Source organism: Stenotrophomonas sp. 109824_Sma (assembly GCF_056480025.1).
Genome location: NZ_CM151078.1, coordinates 4,206,802 through 4,224,500 on the forward strand (window position 1 = coordinate 4,206,802; position 17,699 = coordinate 4,224,500).

Here is a 17,699-nt window from a genome sequence, read left to right on the forward strand (position 1 = left end):
CGCAGGCTCAGGGCCTGAGAAGGAAGGTCACGGGACCGTCATTGACCAGGCTGACGACCATATGGGCACCAAACCGGCCCGTTTCCACCCCTGGTGCGTGATTTTCACGGCAGATGTCGACAAATCGATTGAACCCGCGTTCAGCCTCGTCCGGCGGCGCGGCGCTGGTGAAGCTGGGCCGCATGCCCGAACGGGTATCGGCCGCCAGGGTGAACTGGCTGACCAACAGCAGGCCGCCGCCGGTGTCGCGCAGCGACCGGTTCATCTTCCCGGCCTCGTCGGCGAACACCCGGTAGCCCAGCAGGCGCTCGGCCATCCGCCGCAACTGGGCCTCGGTATCGCCCGGCTCCATGCCGACCAGGGCCAGCAGGCCGGGGCCGATCTGCCCCACCACCTCCTCGTCGACATGGACGGCGGCCTGGCTGACACGCTGGATCAGGACGAGCATCGTGGGCTTCCAATGAACGGGGCCGGCCACGATAGCAGCGCCCTTGGCTAAACTGGCGCCGATGAATCCGCAACGCAAAGCCCGGCTGGTCTACCGCGCCACCACCCTGTTCGCCCGCCTGCCCTGGCCGCTGCTGCGGGGGTTCGCGCACGCCCTGGCGTGGACGTGGGTCCGTCTCAATGCTCGCGAGAGCCGCGTCACCCGGCGCAATCTGGAACTGGCCTACCCGGAACTGGATGGTCCGGCGCGCGACCGCCTGCACCGCGAACTGCTGCGCTCCACCGCGCTGCAGGCCATCGAGACCCTGCGTCTGTGGAGCCAGCAACCGGCCGACAACCTGCGCCTGCACCTGAAGCAGCGCCACGGCGAAGCCCTGTACGACGCGGCCCTGGCCAGCGGCAAGGGCGTGATCGTGGCCGCGCCGCACTTCGGCAACTGGGAGCTGCTGAACCAGTGGCTGGCCTCGCGCGGGCAGATCGCCATCGTCTACAAGCCGCCGGAAGACGAGGCCAGCGACGCCTTCCTGCAGCTGGTGCGCGGCGGCCAGAACGTGCAGCAGGTGCGCGCCGAGGGCCCGGCCGTACGCCAGCTGTTCAAGGTACTCAAGGACGGCGGCGCCACCGGCATCCTGCCCGACCAGCAGCCCAAGGCCGGCGACGGCGTGTTCGTGCCGTTCTTCGGCGTGCAGGCACTGACCATGACCCTGGTCAACCGGCTGGCCGAGCGCACCGGCGCCACCGTGCTGTATGGCTGGTGCGAACGCATCGGGCCGGACATGGAATTCGCCCTGCACATCGAGCCGACCGACCCGGCTGTTGCTGATCCGGACCCGCAGGTGGCGGCGACCGCCCTCAATGCCGGCATCGAGCGCATCGCCCGCCGCGACCCGACGCAGTACCAGTGGACCTACAAGCGCTATACGCTGCGGCCACCGGGCAGCGGCGAGGAAGACCCGTACGCGACCGAAGAACATCCGCACTGACGGCTGTCCGGTCACCTGCGACCGGCGGCCGCACCACGTTGAATACGACGCCGGCGCCCCCATAGAGACTGCGATGTCCGCCTCCCCCGGTCCTGCCATGCCTGCTGCCTCTTCCCTGTTCGGCGATCCCGCCGCGATCCGCTGCGAACGCGCGGTGGCCGAACTGCGTGCCGGCCGCCCGGTGCTGCTCCACGATGGCCAGGGCCAGCGCCTGGCGGTGATCGCCCTGGACAGTGCCACCGCCAGCAGCTTCGCTGCCTTCGCCGCTGCCGCGCGCGAACGCCACTACCTGTTCCTGACCGCCACCCGCGCCCGCGTGCTCGGCGTGGAGGCCCCGGAAGGCGCGCGCCTGCCGCTGGCCGGTGTCGCCTTCGATGCCCTGCCCTCGCTGGGCTACCTGCGCGAGCCCGGCCCGATGCCGGACGGCTGGAGCGCTGGTGACGCCTTCGATGCCGGCGCGGTGGAGCTGGCCCGCCTGGGCCTGCTGCTGCCGGCGATGGTGGCTGTGCGCCTGGACGTCGATGACCGCACCTTCGATGGCGCTGCTGAAGTGGCGCTTTGCGATCTGGCCGAGGGCGCCGCACACGCCGCCCACGACTACGAACTGGTGGCGCGCTCGCCGGTGCCGCTGCGCGACGTCGGCATGACAACCTTCGCGGTGTTCCGCGGCGGCGTGGCCCAGCGCGACCAGGTCGCGATCATCGTCGGCGAACCGGACCTGTCGGCGGTGGTGCCGGTGCGCGTGCACTCCTCGTGCCTGACCGGCGACCTGTTCGGCTCGCTCAAGTGCGACTGCGGCGACCAGCTGCGGCGCGGCCTGCGCAAGCTGAAGGAACTGGGCGGCGGTGTGCTGCTGTACCTGGACCAGGAAGGCCGCGGCACCGGCATCGCCGCCAAGATGCGCGCCTATGGCTACCAGCACGACGGCCTGGACACCATCGACGCCGACGCACAGCTGGGCTTCGGTGCCGACGAGCGCCGCTACGGCAGTGCGGTGGCGATGCTGCATGGCCTGGGCATTTCGCGCGTGGCCCTGCTCAGCAACAACCCGACCAAGGCGCAGCGCCTGCGCAATGCTGGCATCGAGGTGCTGGACTGCATTCCGGTCACCGGCGAGATCACCGCCGAGAACGAGCATTACCTGCGCACCAAGGCTGATCGCGCAGGTCACATGCTGGATGTGGATGCGCTGATCCAGGCTGCCCAGTAACGCAGCCGACCTGCTACCGTCTGCGCGGTGCGGTCTCGGCCGCCATCGCCCGCCCTGCCGCCTGACGGAGCCCGCGTGACCGACGTCCCCCTGCCCTCCCCGCCCACCGATGCCTGGCAGTCGCTGCCGCAACGCGCTGCCCGCCTCGCTGCACTGGAAGGCGCCTTCGGCGGCCTGTTCGTGCCGGGACTGCCGCTGGCCGCGGCCGCGTGGTTCTTCGATCTGCCCGGCGGCCTGTGGACGGCCGCCCTTGGGCTGCTGATCGGCATCGTCTTCGGCGCCTGGCTCGGCCGCCGGCGCTTGACCCGCACCCGCTGGCGGCTGGATGCCCAGGGCCTGGGCCTGCGCCGCGACCTGATGTGGCAGCTGGAAACGCGCATCCCCATTTCGCGCGTGCAGCATCTGGACCTGCGTCGCGGCCCGCTGGAACGCCGTGCCGGCCTGGCCACACTGATCGTGCACACCGCCGGGACCCGCATGAGCGCAGTGACCGTGAGCGGCCTGGACGAGGCCGACGCCGAGCGCCTGCGTGACACCCTGTCCCATCAGCTCGACCAGGACGCCGACGCCCTGTGAGCCTGCCGCCGCCCCTGCCCGCATCGCTGCCTGCCGGTGGCGAAGACCATCGCCTGCACCCCTGGTCGTGGTTGTTCGTGCTGCTGATGCAGCTGCGCCACTACTTCCTGCCGCTGGTGGCGCTGCTGGTGTTCGGCCAGCGCGGCGACCGCGACCCGATGTGGGCGCAGCTGATTCCGCTGTCTGCGATTGCCGCGCTGGTGCTGGTCTCGGTGCTGCAGTACCTCAGCTACCGCTACCGCATCGGCAGCGATGCGATCACCGTGCGCAGCGGGCTGCTGGCGCGCAACCGCCGCGAGATCCCGTTCGCCCGCATCCACAACGTGGAAGTGCGGCAGAACCCGCTGCACCGCCTGTTCGGCGTGGCCGAGCTGCGCCTGGAATCGGCCGGCGGCGTGCGCCCGGAAGCGGAGATGCGCGTGCTGAAGCTGGACCAGGCGCTGGCGCTGGAACGACTGGTGCGCCAGCGTGGGCAGGCACCGCAGGCCGCTGACGCTGTCGCCGCCCCCTCGCTCGCCGGGGCCGACGCCGAACAGGTGCTGCTGCGCCTGTCGAGCTGGGACGTGGTGCGCATGGGCCTGCTCTCCAACCGCGGTTGGGCACTGGCGATCGCCGCCTTCGGTGTGCTGTTCCAGACCGTGCCGCGGCCGGTGATGGACGCAGCCATCCAGCGTGGCGGCCAGGAAGCCTTCGGCTATGCCAGCCACCTGCATCCCGGCGTGGCCGGCGCCTTCCTGCTGCTGGCTGCCGCACTGCTGCTGGGCTGGCTGGCGCTGCGAGCGCTGTCGGTGGTGCTGACCCTGTTGCGCTATCACGGCTTCACCCTCAGCGAGCAGGATCGCCGCCTGACCGTGTCGGCCGGCCTGCTCAGCCGCACCCGCAGTAGTGTCGCGCGTCGCCGCATCCAGGCCTGGACGCTGCGCGAAAGCACCCTGCATCGCTGGTTCGGCCTGCGCCAGCTGCGCATCGACAGCGCTGCCGGCGGCCCTTCGCGCGATGAGGATCGCGCCCTGCGCGAGCTGGCGCCGCTGGCAACCCAGGAGCGCTGCACGCAGCTGGTGCAGCACCTGCTGCCACAACTGCAGTGGCCACCGGCGCAGTGGCAGTCCATCCCGCAGCGTGGCTGGTGGCGGCTGTGCCTGGGCGCGCTGGTGCTGGTGCCGTTGCTGGCAGCGGCCGCGTACTGGCGCTGGGGATCGTGGGGGCTGGTCGTGCTCGCATGGCTGCCGGTGGCGCTGCTGGTGGCACATCGGCAGATGGCGCGCATGGGCTGGTACCTGGATGACCACTACGTGGCCGTGCGCGGCGGCTGGTGGAAGCGCTGGTGGCGCTGGGCCGAGCTGGACAAGGTGCAGGGCCTGCGCCTGCAGCGTTCACCGCTGGACAAGCTGCTCGGCACCAGCAGCCTGCAGCTGGATACCGCCGGTGCACACGGTGATGTGGCGTTGACCCTTCACTACCTGCCGCAGGCGCAGGCGCAACACGTGATGGAGCAGCTGGCGGCGGCGCTGGCACGGCGCAAGCTGCGCTGGTAAGCAATACAGGTAGTGCCGGCCGCTGGCCGGCAACCGGAGACATTCCCGAGGTTGCCGGCCAGCGGCCGGCACTACCGCGAGCGGGGCCGTGCATCCACGCATGGCGTGGATCCACATCAACCCGATCAGCGCTGCGACGGGCCCCAGTACCCCAGGTCCTTGCGGATCTGCAGGTCGCGCACCCAGCTGCCGAATGGCTTGCGCCGCAACACACCCATTTCACCGGACAGGAAATCCTCGGTGGCCGCGATCACCCGCTCGCTGGACAGGCCATCGCGGTATGGATGGATGGCGTCGGCGTAGCGCACGATCTCCGCCTGCAGCGCGGCGTCCGGATGCAGCGCACGCTGCAGCATCACCGGCAGCTGCGCCGGGTCGTCGAAGTCGATCATGTGCGGCTTGGGCACGCGGTTGCGGAAGGTCACCACCGGCTTGTGCTGGACGATGAACTCCGAAACGATCGACGAGGTGTCCGACACCAGCACATCGGCGGCGCGTTGCGCGGCCATCACCTGCTCGGGCTCGATGAAGCGGGCATTGGCACCGGCCAGCGCGCGGTAGCGCTCGAACAGTTCCGGTGGGCACTTCGGGTGCAGGGTCAGCAGCCAGTAGCGGTTGCCCTCGGCGATGTCAGCGGCGATCTGCGCATGCAGGTGTGGCGCTGCACTCAGGCGCTCGGTGAAGGTCGAACCGAACAGGATCACCGGACGCCCGCCCGCCGCTGCGCGCAACGCGGCGCTCTCGCCACCGTCGTCGCGGAACAACGGGTCCAGCTTCGGCCAGCCGGTCTCGGCCACCGCGAAGTGGCCCTGCAGGGCGGCGATCTCACGGAACGGCCCGGTGGTGGCCGGCCCCTGCGTGCAGTACAGGTCGAACATGCCGCGCACCCGGAAGTGGCCGCGCGCACTGTCCCGCTTCTCCACGTTGAAGCCATGGAACAGCTGCACCTTGGCGCCGGACAGGAAGGTCGGCACCCAGTTGGCGGCGCTGAACACGGCACGCGGCCGCATCGCCAGGGCCTGTTTCAGGCCGATGTTGGGCACACCCGGCAGGCTGCTGCCGGCCGCGCCGTCCTCGAACCAGGCCGCCACCTCCTGCCCGGAGGCGTGCAAGGCCTGCGCCAACGGGGCGAGAATAGGCAGCGCATAGCGCTCCGTCGCAAACAACAGGTACCCGGCCATCATGTCCTCCACGACCGCTCCCATCGAACGGCCTCGCATCTCGGCCTGCATTATCGCGTTCAACGAGGCCGGCCGCATCGGCGACTGCCTGGCCTCGCTGGCCTTCTGCGACGAGATCATCGTCGTGGACTCGTGCTCCACCGATGCCACCGTGGCCATCGCCGAGGCCGCAGGCGCCCGCGTGCTGCAGCGCGCGTTCGATGGTTTCCGCAGCCAGAAGGCATTCTGTGTGGAGCAGGCCCGCCACGACTGGGTGCTGTGCCTGGATGCCGATGAGCGGATCAGCCCGGAACTGCGCGCGGCCATCGAACAGGCCCGCGACGGTGGCTTCGCCGGCCATGCCGGCTATCGCTTCGCGCGCCTGTCGGAGTACTTCGGCAAGTTCCTGCGCCATGGCAACGCCTACCCGGACCGGGTGATGCGCCTGTTCGACCGCCGCCGCGGCGGCTGGCGCGGCAAGCGCGAGATCCACGAGGCGGCCAGCGTCGACGGCAGTGTCGGCACCCTGCGCGGCGATCTGGTCCATTACCCGTACCGCTCCCTGCAGCAGCAGCTGGCCAAGACCGAGAAGTACGCGCGGATGATGGCCGAGCACGAGTTCGCACGCGGCAAGCGGGCCACGCTGGGCAAGCTGGTGCTGGCCCCGGCCTGGCGGTTCTGGCGCGGCTTCGTGTTCCGCGGTGGCTTCCGCGACGGCTGGCACGGTCTGGTCTACGCCTATGTGCGCGCCAACTACGTGCGCCAGAAGACCATCATGCTGTGGATGCTGGGCAACGGCCAGGCCGTGGCCGACCCGCCGAACCGCTGATCGCCGGGCCCTGCCCGGCGCGACGCGGCATCACGACCCGGTGATCGCCCGGTGGCGCGTGCCTTCGACGATCGACAGGCCGGTCAGCAGGCCGACCAGGGTCACGTAGAAACTGGCCGTCATCTGGTGCGCGAACATCGACTGGGTCAGCCCGCACAGCGCGTAGGTGATCACCAGCATGACGCCGGCTGCGGCCGGCCCCCGGAAGGTCGCCCGTCCACTGCGGCGATGCAGGCGCACGAACAACCACAGCGGGATGCCATACACCGCCAGCAACAGCAGCAGGCCCGGTACGCCCTGGGTCGCCGCCCATTCGGCCACGTCGTTGTGTGCATGCCCCAGGTGGCAGCGCAATTCTGCCGGGTTCTCCCGGCAGACCGGCACGCGCTGCATCGCACTGTCGAAATGACCGATGCCAACACCCACCAGCGGATGATCGAGGAAGGTCTGCCAGGCCACCTGCAGGCGCTCGACGCGGGCGCCGGCGGAAGAATCACTGTCGCCCAGCTCCATCCGCTGCACGTCGCTGTGCAGCTCGCTCAGGCGGACCTGGTGGCGCAGCTCCGGTACCGACAGCAGCAGCGTCGCACCGATCGCCAGCATGCCGGCCAGCACCGACAGGCGCGCCGCACCGGTGCGCCAGCGCAGGCTCAGCGCCAGCACCACCAGCAGCGCCAGCAAGGCGGCGAACACACCGCGGCTGCCGGTCAGCACGATGGTGCCGCAGCCGGCGGCCATGCCGAGGATCACCAGCGACCAGCGCCGCGATGGGCGGCAGAACACCAGCAGCACCATCAACACCATCACGATGTCGGCCAGCACGATGGCGTTGGTGAACAGCTCCGCGCGCGGGGCGCCGCCCAGCACCTGCCACAGCGACATCGCAAAGGTGGCGAGCAGGCCGGTCAATGATCCGTACCAGAGCCACCGCAGGTTGGGACGCAGCGCGCAGACCCACAGCGCGATCCATGGGATCACCACGAACCGCGAACGGTTGTCGACGTCACGCAGGCCCTGTTCGAACAGCACCACCGACAGTACGCCGAGCGCCAGCACCGCCAGCATCAGCCAGGCCAGTACCTTCACTGGCTGGCCGGCCATGCCGCGCGCGCGCCACAGCAGCTCCGGCGCCAGCAGGGTGCTGAGCAGCAGCAGGAGACCGTACGGCAACAGGTTGATCGGCACGGTCAGCACCAGTGCCGGCAGGCAGAACAGGCCCAGCTGGGCCAGCCCGTGTGCAACCCCCTGGCGCCCACCGACGGGAACGCCCAGCGGGTCGCCGGCCATGAAGTTCAGGTTGTCCGGTGAAGCTGGCACGTCGGGAAGTATCGCTGCAATCTGCTGGAAGAACGGGAAGGACCAACGGGGGCCGTCCCAGCCTGCTGTTTTACTGCCTTTGGGCCCGCTTGGGCAGACTGGACAAGCGGAAATCGTGCTGGCTAGTCATGTTCCTGCAAACGCCGTTCACGTTCCCGCTCCTCGGCAGTGACCACGCAGGGCACCGTCACCGCCGCCGCCGGCACCAGCCACCAGCGCCGCCGGTTGGCCACGCCGGCCAGTTCAGAGCGGTTGCGGTCGACGCACGACAGCATCGCGTACTCGTGGACCAGCAGCCAACGACGTCCGGGCACCAGCCGCTGCCAGCGCGTGGCCGCCACCAGCTGCTCGTCCCAGTCAGTCTCGAAACCGAAGGTCGCCGCGGGTCGGTCGGCCAGCAGCAGGTGCTGCTCCTTCCAGGCCACCAGCCCCAGCTCGGCATCGGGGCCCAGACGGGTACCGACCGTGCGCATCAGGCCACGGGCGGAACTGGAATCGTTCAGCAGCGGGTAGCCGACCAGGCTGTACAGCACCCAGACCATCGCCAGGGTCGACACCAGCGCAAGCTGTCGGCGACGGCCGCAGGCCAGCAGACTCAATCCGCCCCACAGGCCCATCGCCAGGATCGTCCACGCCAGCGCGTCGACGGCCCCGGGGGCCAGCCCGCGGCTGTGGGTCAGGCGCAGCTCGAAGGCCGGGTCACCCAGCACCGCCATCGCGCCGGCCACCGCCAGGCCCAGTGACAGCAGGCCGGTGAACAGCCCCACCACGGCCTGCACATCGCGCCGCTTCAGCAACCCCGGCAACAGCGGTGCCAGCACCAGGCAGAACATCGGCAGCGCCGGCAGGATGTAGACGTCGCGCTTGCCGGCGGGAATCGAGAAGAACAGCACCACCATCAGCCACCAGGCCAGCGGCAGCAGATAGCGCGGGTCGCGGCGTTGCAGCCGGCGGCGCCAGGCCGGAATCGCCCAGGGCAGGGCCAGGAACGCCGGGATCCACATCAGCGGCATCGTCGCCAGGAAGTACCAGGCGGGCTGGTGGTGGTCCCAGGAATGGGTGTAGCGCTGCGCCGTCTGCTGGAACAGGATGTCGTCCATGTAGGCGCGGTACTCGTCCGAGCCGGTGGCAAAGCCGGCCAGCAGCATCGGCGCCAGCCACAACGACACCGCCAGCAGGAAGGCCAGCGGCGCCAGCCAGAAGCGCGCATCGCGCGCGTGCAGGCCCACCCGTGGCCACTGCAGTGCCGCGGCGATTGCCGCGGGTACGATCATCAGCAGCGCCAGCATGCCCACGCCCTTGGTGATCACGCCGATGCCGGCGAAGAACCAGCCCAGCCACCACCAGCGCCAGGCGGGCCCCAGCAGCAGGTGACGCAGCAGGCCGTAGTTGGCCAGGGTGATGAACAGCAGCAGCAGTGGATCGATCTGCGCCTTCTTCGCCTGGAAGGTGAACTGCAGCGCGAACAGCAGCGCCCAGCCGGCATACAGTCCCACCCGCCGCGTCCACAGCCGCCGCCCCAGGTCGACCACGCACCACAGCGTGCCCAGTGCCGCCAGCAGCGAGGGCAGCAGGAAGGCCACGCGCCACTGCCCGATCAGGCTGTACAGCGTGGCCTGCCACCACATCAGCATCGGCGGCTTGTCCGAGTACAGCTCGGTCCCGCGGTGCGGGAACAGCCAGTGGCCGCTGTCGAACATCTGCTTGGCCACCAGCGCGAAGCGCGGTTCGTCCGACGGCCACGGATCACGAAGGCCCAGCCCGGCCCCCAGCACCAGCAGGGCCATCACCACGAACAACCACGTCTCGCGCGACGCGCGGGATTTCAGCATGGGACTCGGAACGTCAGCGGGGGTCAGGCTGTTTTTAGCAGACGCGCGTAAAAGAAACCGTCAGCATCGCTGTCACCCGGCAGTCGCTGGCGCGCGATCCCCTCGCAGTCCAGGCCGAATGTGTCATCCAGAGGCTGTGCCACCGCGTCCGGATGCCACTTCAGGAAGGCCCGCACCTGATCGACGTTCTCGGCGCGCAGGATCGAACAGGTGGCGTACAAAAGCACGCCGCCCGGGCGCAGCATCGACCAGCAGGCCTCCAGCAGGCGGGCCTGCACACCGACCAGCGCATCGATATCCTCGGCGCGGCGGTGGAACATCACGTCCGGCTGGCGGCGGATCACGCCGGTGGCCGAACACGGCGCATCCAGCAGGATGGCGTCGAACGGGGTGCCATCCCACCAGGCACCGGGGTCGCTGGCATCGGCCACCCGGGTCTGCGCGCCGTCACCCACACCGGTGCGGGTGTAGGTATCGCGGGCACGCGCCAGGCGGCGCGCATCGATATCCAGCGCCAGCAGGCGCAGGCTCGGGTCACGTTCCAGCAGGTGCGCCGACTTGCCACCCGGTGCCGCGCAGGCGTCCAGCACGCGGGCGCCGGACGCCGGGGCCAGCGCGTCCGCCGCACATTGCGCCGACAGGTCCTGCACCGACAGCGCACCGTCGGCGAACCCCGGCAGCTGGTTCACTGCGATGGGCGCCGCCAGGCGCAGCGCGTCGGCGCTGAGCGGGCTGGCTTCGGCGGCGATGCCGGCCTCGGCCAGCGTGGCCAGCGCCTTGTCACGGCCCCCCTGTTGGCGGTTGGCCCGCAGCCACAACGGCGCCGGCTGCAGGCTGGCGGCGAAGATCGCCTCGGTCTGGGCCGGCCAGTCGCGCTCGACGGCATCGGCCAGCCACTCCGGGAAGGCATCGCGCGCCGGCTGTTCCGGGAATCCCTCACGCTGCGCGCGGCGCAGGATCGCGTTGACCAGGCCGGCCTGGCGCTCACGGCCCAGCGCGCGGGCGGCGTCGACCGTGGCCGACAGCGCCGCATGCGCCGGCAGTTCCAGCACGTCCAGCTGGGCGAAGCCCACCATCAACAGGGTGCGCAGGTCGGCGTCGCGTGCCGACAGCGGCTTCTGCATCCACGACTGCAAGGCCGCGTCATAGGTACTGCGGCGGCGCAGGACTGCAAAGCACAGCGCTTCCAGCAGCGCACGATCGCGGCTGTCGGCCAGCTTGGGCAGCGCCCAGGCCAGTTCCGCCTTCAGCGAGCGGCCACGGGTGAACACCTGCGCCAGCACGCGTGCGGCCAGCATGCGGGTGGCCGCGCCCGGCGCCGCCTTGGCGACGGAGAAATCATTCTGCTTCGACACCGCTTATGCCCCCACGTGCAGGTCGCGGCGGGCATTGAGGTAGTCGGCGGCGGTGATCGCCTTGCCGCCTTCGCGCTGCAGCGTGCGCAGGCGCAGCGCGCCCTGGCCGCAGGCGATGTCGATGCCATCGCGGCTGGCCGCCAGCACCGTCCCCGGCGCCTGGCCATGGGCCAGGTCAAGGGCGATCGCGCCGTGGATGCGCACGCGCTCGCCGGCCAGCGTGGCCTCGGCGATCGGCCACGGATTGAAGGCACGCACGGTGCGCGCCAGTGCATCGGCGTCCTGCGCCCAGTCCAGGCGGGCTTCGGCCTTGTCCAGCTTGTGCGCGTAGGTCACGCCCTGCTCGGGCTGCGGCCGCGCGATCGGCTTGATGCCGGCACGCAGCAGGCCCAGGCCGTCGGACAGCACCTGTGCGCCCAGTTCGGCCAGCTTGTCATGCAGCTGGCCGCCGGTATCGGTGGCCGCGATCGGCAGCTCCTGGTGCAGCAGCACCGGGCCGGTATCCAGGCCGGCTTCCATCTGCATCAGGCACACGCCGGTCTTTGCATCACCGGCCTGGATCGCGCGCTGGATCGGCGCGGCACCGCGCCAGCGCGGCAGCAGCGAGGCATGCACGTTCCAGCAGCCGTGGGTCGGGATCGCCAGTACCGCCTTGGGCAGGATCAGACCGTAGGCCACCACCACCATCAGGTCCGGCTGCAGGTCGCGCAGCTGCTGCTGGGCAGCCTCATCCTTCAGCGATTCGGGCTGGTAGACCGGAATGCCACGGGCCACGGCCTCGAGCTTGACCGGCGACGGCGCTAGGCCACGGCCGCGGCCGGCCGGGCGATCAGGCTGGGTATAGACGGCCACGACCTCATGGTGGCGCGCCGCAGCGCGCAGCGACGACACCGCGAATTCCGGCGTACCGGCAAAGACAATCCTCATGGCTACCCCACTTGCAGGATGGATTCGTGCAGGAAAGAAAACGGCGCCGTCGGCCGGCGCCGTACAGCCCGCGCGCGTCGCGCAGGCACGGGCCACCCGAAGGGCGGCCCGGATTGGCGATCACGCCACGTGCTTGCGCTGCTTGGCCAGCTTCTTGCGGACCATCTCGCGCTTGAGCGGCGACAGATAGTCGATGAACAGCTTGCCGTCCAGGTGGTCCATCTCGTGCTGGATGCAGGTGGCCAGCACTTCGCCGGCCTCCAGCTGCTGCTCCTGGCCGTTGCGGTCCAGGTACTTCACGGTGATGGTATCGGCGCGGGTCACGTCGGCGAAGATGCCCGGGACCGACAGGCAGCCCTCCTGGTACACCCGCCCCCCGTCCTTGGCGACGATTTCCGGGTTGATGAACACATGCGGTTCATTCTTCTCTTCGCTGACATCGATGACCATGAAGCGCTTGTGCACGTCCACCTGGGTGGCGGCCAGGCCGATGCCCGGGGCGTCGTACATGGTCAGGAACATGTTGTCGATCAGTTCCTGGAAGGCCGGCGTGGTGACTTCGGCGGCTTCGATCAACGCAGCCTTGGTACGCAGGCGCGGATCGGGGAACTCGAGAATGGGGAGAAGGGCCATGGCTGTTTCCGGATAGGGGGCCGGCACGCCGGCATACGTCGCAGATTCTAGCTCCAACGCTTGCCTTGCGCCCCGGTTTCTGGACTATAGTGCGCGGACCTGTTGGGGAATCAGGGCTTCACACCTATGTTGCTTCGTTTTCGTACGGTCGTCGCCGCGGCGATGCTGACCGTGGCTGCCTATGCTACCGCCGTGGAAGTGAATGGCGGGCACCCGGACACCTATGTGGTCCGAAAAGGGGATACGTTGTGGGATATCGCCGCACGTTTCCTGCAGAAGCCTTGGCTGTGGCCGGAGATCTGGCAAGCCAATCCGCAGATCGCCAACCCGCACCTGATCTATCCAGGTGACGTGCTGAGCCTGGCCTACCTGGACCGGGTGACCGTGTCCCAGGCCGGTCCGCGCCAGGAGGCCCCGATCGACGCCATTCCGCTGGCCCAGGTCGAGCCGTTCCTGAAGCAGCTGAGCGTTGTCGACAGCGTCAAGCAGCTGCCCTACGTGGTCGGCCTGGAGGACAGCCGCCTGCGCGTGTCCGGCGGCGACACCGTCTACGTGCGCCTGGCTGATGCCCAGGTGGGCCAGCGCTGGGCCGTGGTACGCCCGACCGTGCGTTACGCCCAGCCCAAGCCGACCGAGGACCTGACCGCCAATGGCGACGTCACCCCGGGCAGCGGCAACCTGTGGAAGGCCTACAACGCACCGAACGCCCGCCGTGGCGTGCTCGGCTACGAGCTGGCCCAGGTCGCCACCGGCACCATCACCCAGGTCGCCGGCGGCAAGGTCGAGGCCTCCACGCTGGTGCTGGACAAGAACGTCGGCGGCCGCGAAGTGCGCGCCGGCGACCGCCTGGTGCCGGTCGAAGCCAAGCCGTACGACCTGCAGTTCGTGCCCCACGTGCCCGCCGCGGGTGTCGAGGGCGTGGACGTGCGCGTGCTGGCCGTCACCGACATGTTCACCGCCGGTGGCCCGCGCGACGTGATCGCGATCTCGGCCGGCCGCGCCCAGGGCGTGGACAACGGCACCGTGTTCTCGCTGTGGCGCCCGGGCCGCCATGTGGCGCACCGCATGAAGTATCCGACCTCCTCGCGCATGGACGACTCGCTCAGCACCGGCGCGGGCCGGGTCTCGCTGCCGGACGAATACGCCGCGCATGCGATGGTGTTCCGCACCTTCGACAACGTCAGCTACGCGCTGGTGATGCAGGGCGTGAAGCCGGTGCGGGTGGGCTACAACGCGCTGCACCCGGACGCGAAGTAACGGTTGCCGGGCTGCCCCGGCCACCGCAGGGAGTGCCGGCCGCGGACCGGCAGGCACCTCCGGCAAAACCTGACAGCCACACGCGAAGGCGCCCTAGGGCGCCTTTGTTGCGTGCGGCCGATAGTGGGGGATGACCACGCATGCATATGAGGCGCTGCTGCGCCTGCTGATGGCGGGAGGCGCACTGGCGCCCCGACGGGCCCTGCTGCAGGCCGCGGGCGATGCGGAAGCCGCCATCGCGCAAGGCACTGCGACCTGGCGCGCGCACGGTTGCACGCCGGAGCAGTGCGCCGCGCTGGACCGCCCCGATACCCGGGCCTGGACAGCCGCCCGGCGCTGGCTGGAACAGGACAACCATCACCTGCTGCCCTGCACCGATCCGGCCTTTCCGCCATCACTGCTGGAGGTACCCAATCCGCCGCTGGCCCTGTTCGTGGCCGGCGACCCCAGCCTGGCCTGGCGCCCCTCGGTGGCGCTGGTCGGCAGCCGCTCACCCACCCCGGGCGGGCGCGCACTGGCCGCACGTTTTGCCGGCTGCTTCGTCGAGGCGGGCCTGGCGGTGACCAGTGGCCTGGCCGCAGGCATCGATGCGGCCGCGCACCAGGCCACGCTGGAGGCCGGCGGCTGCACCGTGGCGGTGATCGGCACCGGCCCTGACCGGGCCTATCCGGACAGCCACGCCCGGCTGCAGGCGCGGATCGCCGCCGAAGGCGTGGTGCTCAGCGAGTACCTGCCGGGCACGGCTGCCCGCCCCGGCCACTTCCCCGCGCGCAACCGGCTGGTGGCCGGGCTGGCGCTGGCCACGGTGGTAGTCGAGGCCGCCCAGCGCTCGGGCGCGCTGATCACCGCGCGCCTGGCCGCCGAGGCGGGCCGCGAGGTCTGTGCCCTGCCCGGGTCGGTGCTCAACCCACGTGCGGCCGGCTGCCACCGCCTGATCCGTGAGGGCGCGGCGCTGGTCGAGCGTCCCGAGGAGGTCCTGGAACTGCTCGCCCCCGCCCTTCGCCAGCAACTGCCGGGCTTGCAATCGCGGTCGGCCACCCCCACTGAACAGGCACCGCCGGCGCTCCTGCCGGCGCGCTGGGCCGACGACCCTGACTACCAGTGCTTGTGGCGGGCCCTGGACCACAACCCAAGCGGTATGGATTCACTGATCACGCGCTGTGGATTGACGGCGTCACAGGTGTCCTCCATGCTGCTGGCCATGGAACTGGCGGGAATCGTGGTGTGCGTACACGGCCGCTACTGTCGAACTCCCTAGTTTCTTCACCTCCACAGCGTCGCGCGACGCAGGCCGAGGGGCAATGAAAGAGAGCATCCTGGACGTACTGCTGTACCTGTTTGAACACTATTTCAGCGAAGATGCGGACCTGATCCGTGACCGCGATTCGCTCCAGAACGGCCTGATCCAGGCCGGTTTCAGCCCCACCGAGATCAACAAGGCGTTCGACTGGCTCGATGCCCTGGCTGCGCAGCGGCCGAGCGTGGCCCAGGCGCGGGTCGATGGCCCCGTGCGCATCTACCATGGCCCCGAGCTGGACAAGCTGGACGTGGAATGCCGCGGCTTCCTGCTGTACCTGGAACAGCACGGCATCCTCGACGCCGATCAGCGCGAGCTGGTGCTGGACCGGGCGATGGCCCTGGACCAGGACGAACTGGACCTGGACGACCTGAAGTGGGTCGTGCTGATGGTGCTGTTCAACCAGCCCGGCTCCGAAGCGGCCTATGCCTGGATGGAGACGCAGATGTTCATGGACGAGCCAGAACCCCTGCACTGACCGTACACTTGGGGGCATAGCGCATTCAGGAGCGTCCCCGTGAGCGAGTGGTTCCACGCAGAAGGCAACCGGCAGCAAGGCCCGCTGCCGGCGGAACAGTTGGTCGAGTTGTTCCGCAACAACCAGATCTCCCTGGACACCCTGGTCTGGCGCGACGGCCTGCCGCAATGGCAGCCGTTGCGCAGCGTCGTCGACGAGCTGGGCCTGATCGTGCCGGCACTGGACGTCGCCGCGCCGGCCGTGGAACCCGAGCCGGAACCCGAACCGGAACCGGTGGCGCCGCCTCCGCCGCAGCCACCGGTGCTGCCACCGTCCACGCCCTATGCCACGCAGACCCCGGCCGGGGTGCTGCCGCCCCCGAAAAAGAAGCTCTCCGGTTGCGCCCTGACCGCGATCATCGGCGGCGGCCTGCTGCTGGTGCTGGTGCCGATCGTGGCCATCCTCGCGGCGATCGCCCTGCCCGCGTACAACGACTACACCGTGCGTGCCAAGGTCGCCACCGCGGTCAATGCCCTGCAGCCGCTGAAACAGCAGGTGCAGCACTTCGCCGACGACGAAGGCCGCTGCCCCGGTGCCAACGATGCCGGTTTCCCGGCCCCGGGTGATTTCACCCAGGCCGGCCTGTCGGCGGTGAACATCGGCCGCTTCAACAACGGCCACTGTGGCATCGAAGCAACGCTGGCCGTGCCTAGCAAGAGCCTCGATGGCGACCTGCTGTGGCTGGAATATGATCGCGACAGCGGCCGCTGGGAATGCAGCGGTGAAAGCGACGACAAGTACCTGCCGCCGTCGTGCCGCGGCTGAGCCACGCGCACGGCAGCACCTCCAAGGACGATCCAACAGGGAACATGCAATGACTGAGTGGTACTACGCCGAAGGACAGCAACGCCAGGGCCCGCTGCCGGTCCAGGAAATCCGCCAGCGCTTCCAGCGCGGCGAACTGAACCTGGACACCCTGGTCTGGCGCGAAGGCATGGCCCAGTGGGCTGCACTGCGCCAGGTGGTCGATGAGCTTGGCCTGCAGACGCTGGCCGACGCCAGCACGGCCACCGCCAGTGGCGGCTTCGACCTGCGCAGCGACTACGCCGCCATCGACAACGGCACCGCACCGCTGCCTGGCACGGGTGCGCTCAGCAGCTCGCCCTACAGCGCGCCGGCCGCTGCCGGTGCCGGTGGCCCGCAGCCGGTGATCGGCGGCGAGGTGGTCTATGCCGGCTTCTGGAAGCGCGTAGCGGCGTACATGATCGACTACTTCGTGCTGGCCATTCCGGGCGGCATCATCGGCGCCATCATCGGCGTGGTGCTTGGCGCCAGCATGGGCGCGGTGGGCAGTGGCGAGACCTCCATCGAAATCGTCGCACAGGTGGCCAGCGCGCTGATCAACATGGCCATCGGCGTTGCCTACTACACCTGGTTCCATTCCTCGCAGGGTGGCGCCACGCTGGGCAAGATGGCGGTCGGCATCAAGGTCGTGCGCAGCAACGGTGACCGACTGACCAAGGGGCGCGCCTTCGGTCGCTACTGGGCCATGCTGCTGAGCAGCTTCACCCTCGGCATCGGCTTCCTGATGGCGGCCTTCACCGAGCGCAAGCAGGGCCTGCACGACATGATCTGCGACACCCTGGTGGTCGACCGCTGGGCCTACACCGACCAGCCGCACCTGCAGCGCCATGAGCTGGGTACGGTCACCATCGTGATCCTGGTGCTGACCGGCCTGCTGTCGCTGGCGGGCCTGGTGCTGCTGGTGGCCGCGGTCGGCTTCATCGCCAAGATGGCCTCATGAACGGCCATCCTCACGTCTGGCTGCTTGACACAGGCTGGCCGGGCGTGATTCCTCTAATAAGGTGAAACCTGAACGCCCGG

At 69.7% G+C, this 17,699-nt stretch carries 17 protein-coding genes; 10 read left to right on the forward strand and 7 right to left on the reverse strand.

Annotated features, from left to right (window positions below):
- Positions 1 to 7 precede the first annotated feature (7 nt).
- Positions 8 to 448, reverse strand: a complete 441-nt coding sequence (gene dtd, locus ACZK1G_RS19730) for a D-aminoacyl-tRNA deacylase (protein ID WP_049443291.1) — start codon at positions 446 to 448, stop codon at positions 8 to 10.
- 61 nt (positions 449 to 509) lie between these two features.
- Between dtd and ACZK1G_RS19735 the strand changes: the two genes are divergently transcribed.
- The 4 genes from ACZK1G_RS19735 to ACZK1G_RS19750 all read left to right on the forward strand — a co-directional run bounded on the left by ACZK1G_RS19735 (position 510) and on the right by ACZK1G_RS19750 (position 4,751).
- A complete protein-coding gene (locus ACZK1G_RS19735) occupies positions 510 to 1,430 on the forward strand; it encodes a lauroyl acyltransferase (protein WP_101766138.1) in 921 nt (306 codons plus the stop codon).
- A 73-nt stretch (positions 1,431 to 1,503) separates the two neighbouring features.
- Complete coding sequence (gene ribA, locus ACZK1G_RS19740; protein WP_101766139.1) at positions 1,504 to 2,640, forward strand: GTP cyclohydrolase II RibA; 1,137 nt, start codon at positions 1,504 to 1,506, stop codon at positions 2,638 to 2,640.
- Positions 2,641 to 2,715: 75 nt separating this feature from the next.
- The gene (locus ACZK1G_RS19745) at positions 2,716 to 3,216 is read left to right on the forward strand and encodes a PH domain-containing protein (protein ID WP_075676088.1); all 501 of its coding nucleotides are present in this window, start codon (positions 2,716 to 2,718) and stop codon (positions 3,214 to 3,216) included.
- A complete protein-coding gene (locus ACZK1G_RS19750) occupies positions 3,213 to 4,751 on the forward strand; it encodes a PH domain-containing protein (protein ID WP_101766140.1) in 1,539 nt (512 codons plus the stop codon). The genes ACZK1G_RS19745 and ACZK1G_RS19750 overlap by 4 nt, the downstream gene beginning before the upstream one ends.
- 125 nt (positions 4,752 to 4,876) lie before the next feature.
- On the opposite strand, the gene ACZK1G_RS19755 is transcribed toward ACZK1G_RS19750, so the two are convergent.
- On the reverse strand, positions 4,877 to 5,935 hold the full coding sequence (locus tag ACZK1G_RS19755) for a CDP-glycerol glycerophosphotransferase family protein (RefSeq protein ID WP_101766141.1): 1,059 nt from the start codon (positions 5,933 to 5,935) through the stop codon (positions 4,877 to 4,879).
- Here ACZK1G_RS19755 and ACZK1G_RS19760 point away from each other — a divergent pair.
- A complete protein-coding gene (locus tag ACZK1G_RS19760; RefSeq protein ID WP_101766142.1) occupies positions 5,934 to 6,740 on the forward strand; it encodes a glycosyltransferase family 2 protein in 807 nt (268 codons plus the stop codon). The genes ACZK1G_RS19755 and ACZK1G_RS19760 overlap by 2 nt on opposite strands.
- Before the next feature lie 30 nt (positions 6,741 to 6,770).
- Here the strand turns inward: ACZK1G_RS19760 and ACZK1G_RS19765 are convergent, their stop codons facing one another.
- The 5 genes from ACZK1G_RS19765 to def all read right to left on the reverse strand — a co-directional run bounded on the left by ACZK1G_RS19765 (position 6,771) and on the right by def (position 12,804).
- Positions 6,771 to 8,027, reverse strand: coding sequence for an O-antigen ligase family protein (locus tag ACZK1G_RS19765; protein WP_101766143.1), 1,257 nt, complete (start codon positions 8,025 to 8,027; stop codon positions 6,771 to 6,773).
- Positions 8,028 to 8,179: 152 nt separating this feature from the next.
- The gene (locus tag ACZK1G_RS19770; protein ID WP_049443286.1) at positions 8,180 to 9,889 is read right to left on the reverse strand and encodes an ArnT family glycosyltransferase; all 1,710 of its coding nucleotides are present in this window, start codon (positions 9,887 to 9,889) and stop codon (positions 8,180 to 8,182) included.
- A 23-nt stretch (positions 9,890 to 9,912) separates the two neighbouring features.
- Positions 9,913 to 11,244 (reverse strand): 16S rRNA (cytosine(967)-C(5))-methyltransferase RsmB, encoded by a 1,332-nt coding sequence (gene rsmB / locus ACZK1G_RS19775; protein ID WP_101766144.1) that lies wholly within the window; start codon positions 11,242 to 11,244, stop codon positions 9,913 to 9,915.
- A 3-nt stretch (positions 11,245 to 11,247) separates the two neighbouring features.
- Positions 11,248 to 12,171: a methionyl-tRNA formyltransferase gene (gene fmt / locus ACZK1G_RS19780; protein WP_101766145.1), complete on the reverse strand. Its 924-nt coding sequence runs from the start codon at positions 12,169 to 12,171 to the stop codon at positions 11,248 to 11,250.
- A 120-nt stretch (positions 12,172 to 12,291) separates the two neighbouring features.
- Positions 12,292 to 12,804, reverse strand: a complete 513-nt coding sequence (gene def / locus ACZK1G_RS19785) for a peptide deformylase (protein WP_008267110.1) — start codon at positions 12,802 to 12,804, stop codon at positions 12,292 to 12,294.
- A 126-nt stretch (positions 12,805 to 12,930) separates the two neighbouring features.
- Here def and ACZK1G_RS19790 point away from each other — a divergent pair, with 126 nt between their 5' ends.
- From ACZK1G_RS19790 to ACZK1G_RS19810, 5 genes are all read left to right on the forward strand, one after another.
- A complete protein-coding gene (locus tag ACZK1G_RS19790) occupies positions 12,931 to 14,061 on the forward strand; it encodes a LysM peptidoglycan-binding domain-containing protein (RefSeq protein ID WP_101766146.1) in 1,131 nt (376 codons plus the stop codon).
- 130 nt (positions 14,062 to 14,191) lie between these two features.
- Positions 14,192 to 15,319 (forward strand): DNA-processing protein DprA, encoded by a 1,128-nt coding sequence (dprA, locus tag ACZK1G_RS19795; protein ID WP_101766147.1) that lies wholly within the window; start codon positions 14,192 to 14,194, stop codon positions 15,317 to 15,319.
- A gap of 43 nt (positions 15,320 to 15,362) precedes the next feature.
- On the forward strand, positions 15,363 to 15,836 hold the full coding sequence (locus tag ACZK1G_RS19800) for a DUF494 family protein (protein ID WP_005419622.1): 474 nt from the start codon (positions 15,363 to 15,365) through the stop codon (positions 15,834 to 15,836).
- 39 nt (positions 15,837 to 15,875) lie between these two features.
- Positions 15,876 to 16,640, forward strand: coding sequence for a pilin (locus ACZK1G_RS19805; RefSeq protein ID WP_101766148.1), 765 nt, complete (start codon positions 15,876 to 15,878; stop codon positions 16,638 to 16,640).
- 49 nt (positions 16,641 to 16,689) lie between these two features.
- Entirely contained in the window at positions 16,690 to 17,619 is a 930-nt protein-coding gene (locus ACZK1G_RS19810) for an RDD family protein (protein ID WP_014038638.1), read from the forward strand.
- Positions 17,620 to 17,699: the final 80 nt, after the last annotated feature.

Excerpts from the sequence above, each read along its gene's own strand:
- dtd (WP_049443291.1), bottom strand. The coding sequence starts at position 448 with ATGCTCGTCCTGATCCAGCGTGTCAGCCAGGCCGCCGTCCATGTCGAC.
- ACZK1G_RS19735 (WP_101766138.1), top strand. The coding sequence starts at position 510 with ATGAATCCGCAACGCAAAGCCCGGCTGGTCTACCGCGCCACCACCCTG.
- ribA (WP_101766139.1), top strand. The coding sequence starts at position 1,504 with ATGTCCGCCTCCCCCGGTCCTGCCATGCCTGCTGCCTCTTCCCTGTTC.
- ACZK1G_RS19760 (WP_101766142.1), top strand. The coding sequence starts at position 5,934 with ATGTCCTCCACGACCGCTCCCATCGAACGGCCTCGCATCTCGGCCTGC.
- ACZK1G_RS19755 (WP_101766141.1), bottom strand. The coding sequence starts at position 5,935 with ATGATGGCCGGGTACCTGTTGTTTGCGACGGAGCGCTATGCGCTGCCT.
- ACZK1G_RS19765 (WP_101766143.1), bottom strand. The coding sequence starts at position 8,027 with ATGGCCGGCGACCCGCTGGGCGTTCCCGTCGGTGGGCGCCAGGGGGTT.
- ACZK1G_RS19770 (WP_049443286.1), bottom strand. The coding sequence starts at position 9,889 with ATGCTGAAATCCCGCGCGTCGCGCGAGACGTGGTTGTTCGTGGTGATG.
- fmt (WP_101766145.1), bottom strand. The coding sequence starts at position 12,171 with ATGAGGATTGTCTTTGCCGGTACGCCGGAATTCGCGGTGTCGTCGCTG.
- def (WP_008267110.1), bottom strand. The coding sequence starts at position 12,804 with ATGGCCCTTCTCCCCATTCTCGAGTTCCCCGATCCGCGCCTGCGTACC.
- ACZK1G_RS19790 (WP_101766146.1), top strand. The coding sequence starts at position 12,931 with ATGTTGCTTCGTTTTCGTACGGTCGTCGCCGCGGCGATGCTGACCGTG.
- dprA (WP_101766147.1), top strand. The coding sequence starts at position 14,192 with ATGACCACGCATGCATATGAGGCGCTGCTGCGCCTGCTGATGGCGGGA.
- ACZK1G_RS19800 (WP_005419622.1), top strand. The coding sequence starts at position 15,363 with ATGAAAGAGAGCATCCTGGACGTACTGCTGTACCTGTTTGAACACTAT.
- ACZK1G_RS19810 (WP_014038638.1), top strand. The coding sequence starts at position 16,690 with ATGACTGAGTGGTACTACGCCGAAGGACAGCAACGCCAGGGCCCGCTG.